The 7,929-nt window shown below is 43.8% G+C and carries 8 protein-coding genes; 7 read left to right on the plus strand and 1 reads right to left on the minus strand.

Annotation, left to right across the window (positions count from 1 at the left end; all coding sequences use genetic code 11):
* The 6 genes from RMO79_RS08685 to RMO79_RS08705 form a co-directional block, all read left to right on the plus strand.
* A partial coding sequence (locus RMO79_RS08685; RefSeq protein WP_310482717.1) for a hypothetical protein occupies positions 1-182 on the plus strand: 182 nt, incomplete at its 5' end.
* Positions 183-213: 31 nt separating this feature from the next.
* Positions 214-1,578 (plus strand): glucose-6-phosphate dehydrogenase assembly protein OpcA, encoded by a 1,365-nt coding sequence (gene opcA, locus RMO79_RS08690; protein ID WP_310482718.1) that lies wholly within the window; start codon positions 214-216, stop codon positions 1,576-1,578.
* Between the two features lie 402 nt (positions 1,579-1,980).
* On the plus strand, positions 1,981-2,661 hold the full coding sequence (locus RMO79_RS08695; protein ID WP_310482719.1) for a hypothetical protein: 681 nt from the start codon (positions 1,981-1,983) through the stop codon (positions 2,659-2,661).
* 99 nt (positions 2,662-2,760) lie between these two features.
* Positions 2,761-5,085, plus strand: coding sequence for a Tex family protein (locus RMO79_RS08700; RefSeq protein ID WP_310482720.1), 2,325 nt, complete (start codon positions 2,761-2,763; stop codon positions 5,083-5,085).
* A gap of 278 nt (positions 5,086-5,363) precedes the next feature.
* Positions 5,364-5,609 (plus strand): helix-turn-helix domain-containing protein, encoded by a 246-nt coding sequence (locus RMO79_RS24490; protein ID WP_396136558.1) that lies wholly within the window; start codon positions 5,364-5,366, stop codon positions 5,607-5,609.
* A complete protein-coding gene (locus RMO79_RS08705; protein WP_310482721.1) occupies positions 5,593-6,306 on the plus strand; it encodes a hypothetical protein in 714 nt (237 codons plus the stop codon). Before RMO79_RS24490 ends, RMO79_RS08705 begins: the two co-directional genes overlap by 17 nt.
* A 7-nt stretch (positions 6,307-6,313) precedes the next feature.
* Here the strand turns inward: RMO79_RS08705 and RMO79_RS08710 are convergent, their stop codons facing one another.
* Positions 6,314-7,453 (minus strand): DNA cytosine methyltransferase, encoded by a 1,140-nt coding sequence (locus tag RMO79_RS08710; RefSeq protein WP_310482722.1) that lies wholly within the window; start codon positions 7,451-7,453, stop codon positions 6,314-6,316.
* 163 nt (positions 7,454-7,616) lie between these two features.
* Between RMO79_RS08710 and RMO79_RS08715 the strand changes: the two genes are divergently transcribed.
* Complete coding sequence (locus tag RMO79_RS08715; protein WP_310482723.1) at positions 7,617-7,802, plus strand: hypothetical protein; 186 nt, start codon at positions 7,617-7,619, stop codon at positions 7,800-7,802.
* The last annotated feature ends 127 nt before the right edge of the window (positions 7,803-7,929 follow it).

Genomic DNA, 7,929 nt, shown 5'->3' on the forward strand with positions numbered 1-7,929 from the left:
CGCGAACGGGCACCCCTCTCTTGAAAAGGTGCTTTACTTGCGGCTCGCCTTTGGACGGGTTCCCCGTCAAAAAAGGCGAGACAAGACAGGGGAAACAAGCGACGTTTGTGGGGGAAGCTTCCCCCACAAACGTCGCGCCCCAAGAACGCACTTTTCGCTCCTGGGAGGGGATTTTACCCTAAAGCCTAATTCCTAAAGCCTAATTCCTAATCTATGAGTACTCAATCTCCGCCAGTTGTATCGCTTCGTGCGCCCAAGGATGTTTCGGTGACAGACATCGAACATGAATTAAGTCAGATCTGGAAAGACTATCAGCCAGATAATTTAGCTCAGGATGCGATCGTGGCAACTCAGGCAAGTACGTTTACATTTATTGTTTACGAGCCAGAACCTACCCAGCACATGTTAGCAGTGTTGGGCTTCTACAATGGGCCGATCGATGGTATTTTTGGGCCAGCACAAGTTAAGGCGATTAAAGTAGCACAGGAAAGTTATCAACTACCCGTAACTGGTAAACTCGATCGCGAGACGATGGCTAAAATCCAGGCTGCATATCACGATCTAATTACCGCTACTCACGATACCCACGCCTTAGCCGTCGAAAAAGATGTCGATAATCGCGGTTATGTAGTTACAGATGCGATCGCCAATACCAATCCGCGTCGGATAATTACCGTATGTCCGAGCGTTGGCGAAGATACAGGTGTTGGCGCACAGGTGTCGGTTTATTGCCCGATGAAGAAGCAAAACCTCCATTCCTTAGTCTGTAGCGAATACATCACCTTACGGGGCACTCCAGACGCATTAGAGCGCAATGGCGAGAGCATCGCTAACCTCGCCGTCGCCGATTTACCGCGTTTCCTGTGGTGGAAAGATACCCCCACTCCTACCAAACCTCTATTCCAACAACTAGCTCACAGAGCGCATTCAGTCATCTTTGACTCGGCAGAATTTACCAGCGGTGAATCCGAACTATTGCAGCTCCACGAAATTCTCAACCAGGGAATGCCTGTTATCGATCTCAACTGGCGGCGCATTGCTGGCTGGCAAGAACTTACCGCCGAAGCCTACGATCCCCCCGCTCGTCGTAAAGATATCACCGAGATCGATCGAGTAGATGTAAATTACGAGCAGGGAAACCCCGCTCAAGCCATCATGTTTCTCGGTTGGCTCGCCAGTCGCCTGCAATGGCAACCCACCAGTTATACCCATTCTGGTGGCGACTATGACTTACGCGAGGTCGATTTTGTCGCCCCTGACGGACGCACCATTCATACCGAGCTAGCCGGAATGCCAACGGCTGATTCTGGCGATATTCCTGGCGATATTATGGGCGTGCGCCTCACTTCTAGCAATCCCAAAGCCAACTGCAACACCGTTCTCTGCTCTGAGGTAGCTGGCTGTATGCAAATGGAAACCAAAGGCGGTACCCAATCGGCGCGAGTGGAAGAAGTTACTTCGCTGGCGGAGCGCAATGCTGAAGATTTACTCGCTGAGTATCTTCAACGCTGGGGTCGCGATTTACTATATGAAGAAAGTATGACCGTAGTCGCTCAAATCTTGAGTAAAGTCGGATAGAAATTCGTAGGTTGGGTAGAGCGACAGCGAAACCCAACTGACACACCAACATCATAGACATGTTGGTTTGAAGCATGAAACCCAACTACCAGATCCATACGCGAATTTCATGATGGATCTTGGCAACATTAAGCAACGTGAATCCTTTTTCCAAGGACGTATTCTCGATGATTTCAGACTTACATAATGACAGGGATCTTAATTATTTCATACTCGATGATGTTATAGAACTTCGGTTATGGAGTTTTGTAAGGTGGGCAATTTTTCACAAAATGACCTTATGCAAATACTAACTTTTGCCCACCAATTTTAACGATCGACAACTCGATCGATTAGTCAAATAATTTATTATGTAGTTATCGCAAAATTTTTAAACTTGAGTGAGGTAGCGATAATATTAGAATGACTCTATTTCATATCTTCGGATCTCCTTCTTCGATCGATCGAGATATCCTAGTTTTTGTCGATACATTGCCAGAATTAGAAACCAGCAAAATCCTCGCCAAACAGCTTGCACCGACAATCCAGGCGCACTTTAAAGATGCCAAACCACCGAATATTAACTTCGGCATTCTGCATGATGGGGTGATTACCAAGACGCTCAAAGGCATCTCCGACGAAACCAATAATGCTATTTTGGCAACCTATGGCTTTCACCTCCAACCACATCAACTTGCCGTTACCCGTCCTGTAGTGCGAGATCTTGATGCCAAGTACCAGCGTACCGCTCGCGTTATTCTCTCATTCTACTCTCGCACAACTCACCGCGAAGGGGTAAAGCAGGCCCTACGAGGAGATTTTAAGGGAAAATGTGTCATGCTGTCGCGACTCGATTTCTCTGTACCTGTAGACTTTGGCAAACAGGCTACACCCGAAGTAGATATTTACAAAAGTATCGCCTTTCAACTCGGACAGTCGCTAGCACTGGCTGATGGGATCGAACTCTATACTAAAGAAGATATCGGTTCACATTTCCCGCTCTTTGGTGCTGCGCTCCGTCGCGAGCCAATCGCGCATGAATGTCGGCAGGCTTTAGAGAATGCCAAGCAGCGGTTCTTAGATAATTGCAGTACCATTCTATAAAGCCGATGCGCGCTCTAGCCGATCGAGCGCATGTGCTATCATATATCTCTCGAAACGAGAATCGTCGAACCAGCCTCTTTTCCTCTTGCTGTCATAAGTATGTTAGATATCCGCACTCAAATTGCTACCGAACTCAACCTAAATCCGAACATCGTTCAAAATGTTCTAGATTTATTTGCGGAGGGAGCGACGATTCCGTTTATTGCTAGGTATCGGAAAGAGCGTACCGATGAGATGAATGAGATCGTGTTGCGGGAACTGGAAGAAAGATTTACGTATTTAACTGAATTAGCAGCGCGAAAAGAAAGTATTATTAGTTCGATCGAGTCTCAAGATAAACTGACTCCAGAATTGCGATCGAAGATTGAAAAGTGTTTGTCAAAAACTGAGTTAGAAGATCTATACCTACCTTACAAACCCAAGCGGCGCACGAGAGCGACGATTGCGAAGGAGAAAGGATTGGAACCACTAGCTGAATTGATTCGCTCTCTTAATTTGCCAACTGCTCAACCTGTCGAATTAGAAGTAGAAGCAGCAAAGTATATTAACGAAGAAAAAGGTGTTAAGACAACCACAGAGGCTTTAGCTGGTGCTTCAGATATTATCGCCGAATCTACTGCGGACAAAGCTAATTTGCGCGCTTATATTCGGGAGTATATTCAGTCGGAAGGGCAGTTTACATCGAAGATTAAAGATGATGTGGAAGAAGGCTCGACTAAATATGAGATGTACCGAAAATATTCGGCACCTGTCAGTAAAGTTGCGCCACATAATTTACTCGCTCTATTTCGCGGTGAATCGGAGAAAGTTATTAGTCTCGATTTAGAATTTAGTGAAGATGATATTTGCGATTACTTAGCCGAACAAGAGATAAAAACTAAAGTACCCGCAGTGCGGCAGTTTTATCAAGCGATGCTCAAAGATGCTTTCAATCGGTTGATGGAAACATCGCTGGTAAATGAGGTACGCGCTGAGTGTAAATTGCAAGCCGATATTGGCTCGATTTCTAACTTTGAAACTAACTTACGCGAACTATTATTGTCTGCGCCAGCGGGGATGAAACCGACACTCGCGATCGATCCTGGTTTCCGCAGTGGTTGTAAGGTTGCGGTATTATCGGAGACGGGTAAATACTTAGCGTATGAGGCAGTTTTCCCTCATCAAGCAGCGAATCAACGTCAGCAAGCTGCTAATACAGTCAAGCAGTTCATCAAAAAATATAACATCCAATTAATCGCGATCGGGAATGGTACCGCCGGACGCGAAACCGACCAATTTGTCATCGAACTTTTGGCAGATGTCGAGCCAAAGCCGATTAAAGTAATGGTGAATGAATCGGGAGCATCGATTTATTCAGCTAGTGATGTGGCAATCTCAGAATTTCCCGATTTAGATATTACCGTGCGCGGTGCAATTAGTATCGGTCGCCGCTTGCAAGATCCTCTCGCCGAGCTGGTAAAAATCGATCCTAAGTCAATTGGAGTCGGACAATATCAGCACGATGTAGATCAAAAATTACTGCGTAAAAAGCTCGATGATACCGTCGAAAGTTGCGTGAACTTTGTCGGGGTAGATTTAAATACCGCCTCTAAAGAACTCCTCACATTTGTCTCTGGTTTAAGTCCCGCAGTTGCTAACAATATCATCGCCTATCGGAACGAGCATGGAGCTTTTAAAAACCGCAAACAACTGCTCAAAGTCGCTAAACTCGGCCCCAAAGCTTACGAACAAGCGGCTGGATTCCTTCGCATCCGCGATGGTGAAAATCCCTTAGATAATACCGCTGTCCATCCTGAAAGCTATAGTATTCTGGCCGCGATCTCTAAAGATGTTAATATTCCCCTGACCGAACCAACCAAACTCGGTGCAGAACTCAAGCATATCGACCTCAAAAAATATCTCACCGAGTCTCTAGGCGAACCCACCCTTCGCGATATCATCAGCGAACTCGAAAAACCCGGACGCGACCCCCGTGCAGAGTTCAAATATGCCACCTTCAAGGAAGGAATCCAGGAAATTAAAGATTTAGTCGTCGGGATGGAATTAGAGGGCACCGTGACCAACGTAGCCAACTTTGGGGCGTTTGTAGATGTCGGGGTGCATCAAGATGGATTGGTACATGTCTCCCAATTGTCCGATAACTTTGTCAGCGATCCCAGCCAAGTTGTCAAAGTCGGACAGGTGGTGAAGGTGAAGGTATTAGAAGTCAATGTCCAACTCAAACGAGTCAGTTTATCGATGAAAACTGGGTTGTCTACACCAACAGGAAATCGTCCATCCGTGCAACCAGTAGCGCGTAGTAATAAACCCCAAACATCATCAGTTAAACCAGCGCAAGTTTTACCTAAAACCCAGCCAGCACAGGAATCAAATCAGCCAGCGACACTTGCCGACTTACAGCGCAAATTTGGCAAGAAGAAATAGAATAAATAGGTTCTAAAATTACCAAATTATCAAGGTATATTATTTGCTTACTGGATCGTAATATCTTGCTTCTTTGCTTGGATCATCTGTCCATTTACTACTAATATAATATTTGATGCATATGTTATGTGCTAAGCTGCCGCAAATTCGTTTTGTCTTTGAAAGGTTCTTTCCTATGATGCTCTGCCATTAACAATATCTCTTTGAAGATGAAGTTGAGTAATAGTTGAATACTTTAGTCTGTAGAACTTTGGTATTCAAGGCTTTAATCTTGACTTATGCAACCAAGTAACCTGGATCGAATATTAGGACTAGAAATTCAACGCTGTCGCATCGAAAAAGGCTGGTCACAAGAATATCTGGCAGAGGTTACAGGTCTGCACAGAACCTACATTAGTCAACTTGAGCGCGGTTTGAAAAGTCCATCTGTTAGAGTTCTCAGTCATATCACAACTGCTTTGGGCTTGACAATGAGTAATTTTTTGCAAGCAGTGGAGGAGTTGTGGAATGTTGAGAGAAAATGAGATTGAAAGATTAAGACGAGCCATTATTGCGACCATAGCATCTCCTCTAATCGGCGCAGTAGAAGACTATACTTGGGAAGCAATTTTTCATTATGTTAAGGATATTCCTTTGTCAGACCCAGCATTAGGACGCAGCAAACTCCTCTATGATGCTGTCGATGCGACAAGTGAAACTGGTTGGTCTTTAAAGTCTCTTCAATTAAATAATTTCACGGCTGCAAGTACATTTTTATTTGTCATCCAAAGAGCAGATATTATTAAAAAATCTGCTCAACTTGGTTTCCCTAACTTGACTGAACAGTCTTCACCTGAAGAATTGGGTTTGGCTATTATTAAGCATTGGAATGAAAAAATTACATCAAATCAGGCCGAACAAGGTGTTGTCAATAGCTATGAAGGCATATTATTAAAAACCATTGGAGGGTCTGAATATATCTATTGTGAATTTCCTCTCGATCCAAGTGTTTTTTCATGGGATTGGACGATCGAGCGAAGTACAGGAAAATCAGGAGCAGGGTTACAAGGCAGTATTGCTGGTAAAAAAGAGTTAGTATGGTATAAAAATCAGAAACAACTCTTTAGAGCTAGAACTTTACCTAGAGACGCAGTTCATATCAGAGTTGAAAGGAAACAAATTACTATCGATCGATATGTGCAAATTGTTCTCTCAGCACTGCAAGATCGAATTAATCCATAACAACCTACTAATGTGCTTGAAGAATTGATTCAGCAATTGCTTTACCTAAAAGAGGGGGTACGGATTCCCCAATTTGGGAAGCCATCTCAGTGTATGTCCCCAAAAAGTGAAAATTGTCTGGATAAGAATGTAGTCTTGCCGCTTCTCGAATCGTAATTGTCCGATTCTGAGTTGGATGAAAAAATCTACCCGATCCTGGATGAAAAACCCATCTTGTAATAGTTCTGGCTGGTTTGTCCCAGTAAAGTCTTCCATACGCTCCACTATAATGCTTTTTTGGAGCTAACTCAGCAGGTAAATCCCTGGCATCTTGCCCTTCACTAAGAACACGCGCTCTTGACATTTGAATAGCACTTAAAGCCCGCGCAATATGATTAGTGAGTTTAGTACTTCCATTTCGGATCATCGCTTGATAAGGAGTTTGAGCGGCAATAGGATAAGCTTCTTCATTATATATTTGACCTGCTTCTAGTGAAGGTAAATCTCCAATTGCATCTCTAACGGTAACAATTGAAGAAATATTCGATGTTAAAATAGTAAGCTGGTTACATGATTTCATATCTCTATAATCACTTCTAATATCTCCAGTATGTGTGGATTCAGGAAATTGAAGAGATTTATCCAAGCTAGCCAAGAAAAAAGCTCTCGCTCTAGTCTGTGGCACGCCATAGTTAGCAGCATTTAAAGATCCAAAAGTTACTTTATAGCCTTGATTTTCCAGTTGGTCTATCGTTTCACGTTTAATCGCACCATCATAGGCTTTCAAAATTTCAGGTACATTTTCCATAACCACATAATGTGGTCTAAATTCTCGCACAAATTCTAAAAATGTTCGATATAGCTGATTGCGAGAATCATCAAGATAACGATAATCAGCAGGAGTATTTCTTGAAAGCCCTTGACATGGAGGCCCACCTACAATGACAGTAAGTTCTTCCTTTTGTAAGCCTAAATGCACGCGCAATTCTGAAGGATCTACCTTCCGTATGTCCCGATGAATAATTTGAGATTTTGGGTAATTATACTTGTAGGTAGCTAAGGCTTTAGCTTCTATCTCGATTGCACATAAAGATTCAAATCCTGCAAGATGAAAACCTGTAGTTAGTCCACCTGCACCAGCAAATAAGTCAATGATTGTATATGTCATTCTCGAATACTATAGTATTCGAGAATGCTTGTCAAGCTGATAGTTAACTTTGGATAATCGAAATCATCATAGACACCACTTCCACTACCAGGGATAAACCGATCGGGTTGAATCTGTCACAATTAAAGCAAGTAGTCTTACCACCGCGATTTCAGCTAACCCCATGCCATACAGTAAATTCACACTCAGTCGGGCGGTGGAAGATTTTGACTTGACAGTGCGAGAGGAGTCGAATCTATTTGCAGCCATCGAGCCAGTAGTACCAACACCTTTGCTACGAGAGATCTTGGTCGAAAATGTCCCCTGGGCGGTGGCTGTAGGGAGCGAGAAGGCTCGATTCTCATTCTGAGCAACTAAGCCGACGTTTTACGTCGTTTAAAAGATGAAAGAAACTGCTCTAGGATACTGACCAGGGATTATGCTAGAGAAGTGCTCTGACAGTTAAGACCGAAGCCTCACTGGTGCGATAGCAGCCC

Origin of the sequence: Chamaesiphon sp. VAR_48_metabat_403, assembly GCF_031422475.1 — a bacterium.
Classification (GTDB): domain Bacteria; phylum Cyanobacteriota; class Cyanobacteriia; order Cyanobacteriales; family Chamaesiphonaceae; genus Chamaesiphon.

Bases quoted from the DNA above. Each gene is read 5' to 3' on its own strand.
- RMO79_RS08715 (WP_310482723.1), top strand. From the start codon at position 7,617: ATGCCATACAGTAAATTCACACTCAGTCGGGCGGTGGAAGATTTTGAC.
- RMO79_RS08705 (WP_310482721.1), top strand. From the start codon at position 5,593: ATGTTGAGAGAAAATGAGATTGAAAGATTAAGACGAGCCATTATTGCG.
- RMO79_RS08700 (WP_310482720.1), top strand. From the start codon at position 2,761: ATGTTAGATATCCGCACTCAAATTGCTACCGAACTCAACCTAAATCCG.
- RMO79_RS08710 (WP_310482722.1), bottom strand. From the start codon at position 7,453: ATGACATATACAATCATTGACTTATTTGCTGGTGCAGGTGGACTAACT.
- RMO79_RS08695 (WP_310482719.1), top strand. From the start codon at position 1,981: ATGACTCTATTTCATATCTTCGGATCTCCTTCTTCGATCGATCGAGAT.
- opcA (WP_310482718.1), top strand. From the start codon at position 214: ATGAGTACTCAATCTCCGCCAGTTGTATCGCTTCGTGCGCCCAAGGAT.
- RMO79_RS24490 (WP_396136558.1), top strand. From the start codon at position 5,364: ATGCAACCAAGTAACCTGGATCGAATATTAGGACTAGAAATTCAACGC.